General features: G+C 71.4%; 1 protein-coding gene and 1 pseudogene. Both read left to right on the top strand.

What is annotated here, in order from left to right; translation table 11 throughout:
- The coding region (locus AB0C69_RS42325) for an NYN domain-containing protein (RefSeq protein WP_360362607.1) at positions 1 to 630 on the top strand (630 nt) is incomplete at its 5' end.
- Between the two features lie 303 nt (positions 631 to 933).
- Positions 934 to 1,332: pseudogene (locus AB0C69_RS42330) on the top strand (hypothetical protein); the annotation flags it as partial.

The raw sequence follows: 1,332 nt of genomic DNA on the forward strand, positions 1-1,332 counted from the left end.
GCGGCCGAGACCGCCAAGCGGGCCGCGCGGGAGGGGCGCAACGTCGACGACGTGCGGCTGCGGATGCTGCTGGACGCGCTGGTGGACGCCGCGCAGGGCGTCCGCCGGGAGCTGGCCCTGCCCTCCACCATCGGCCGTCCCGCCGACGCGGTCGGCGGGCTGGAGCCCGACCGGCTGGCGCACCGCGCGCTGCCCGGCCGGGCCCTGTCCGACAGCGACCCGCAGCTGCTGGACCGGCTGCTGACGCTTCCGCAGGTGCACCTGGTGGTGGACGGCTACAACGTCACCAAGACCGGGTACGGGGAGCTGCCGCTGGCCGACCAGCGCAGCCGGCTGCTGTCGGGGCTCGGCGGGCTCGCCGCGCAGACGCGCGCCGAGGTGACGTGCGTGTTCGACGGGGCGGAACTGGACGCGCCGGTCGCCATCGCGGCGCCGCGCGGGGTGCGGGTGCGGTTCAGCCACCCGGGCCAGACGGCGGACGAGCTGATCGGCGAGCTCGTGCGGGCCGAGCCGCCGGGCCGCTCGGTGGTCGTGGTGTCGTCCGACCGGGAGGTCGCCGACGCCGCCCGGCGCGCCAACGCGCGCCCCTGCCCGTCCTCCCTGCTGCTGCGCAGGCTGGGCCGCTCCTAAGACGCCCATAAGGCTCCGATAAGGCAGTCCTCGCGGTATGTGATCATGGCGTCACTAAAAGTGGATGATAATGAGAGATGTCAATCAAAGAGTGATGAATCGGTTGTGACGGCTGTTGCCCCTCGCTAATGTCGTCCGCTGACGTCGTGGACGAGAGGGGCGAAACCGACCGTGGCCAATGATCACATCGGGGCACCGGCACAGCGGCCCGGCCGCGGGGCGGGCTCTGCGGGCACAGGCCTCCGCCGTCGCCTGGCGGCCGTCGCCGGACTGACCGTTGCGGTCTCCCTGACCTGCTCCCCGGTGGTGGCGCACGCCGAGCCCAAGCCGACCCGGGCGCAGGCCCAGAAGACGCTCGACAAGCTCAACGAGAAGATGGACCAGAAGGTCGAGCAGTTCAACCAGAACCGCGAGAAGCTCAAGGTCGCCAAGAAGAAGTTCGACGCCGCGACCAAGGCGAGCAAGCAGGAGCAGGCCGACTTCGAGGAGCAGCGGTCCAAGATCGCGCAGATGGCGGCCACCGCCTACAAGAACGGTGACTCGGCCGACGTCACCGGCTTCGTCGGCAGCAACGACCCGCAGTCGATCCTCGACCAGGCCGCCGTCTTCTCGCACCTGTCGCACGAGCGCAGCTCCCAGCTCACCCAGTTCCTCGCGACCGCCCAGCGGCTCCGCCGCGAGCAGTCCCAGGCGAAGGCCGCC

The sequence above is a fragment of the Actinomadura sp. NPDC048032 genome, from assembly GCF_040653175.1.
In the GTDB taxonomy this organism is placed as follows: domain Bacteria; phylum Actinomycetota; class Actinomycetes; order Streptosporangiales; family Streptosporangiaceae; genus Spirillospora; species Spirillospora verrucosospora.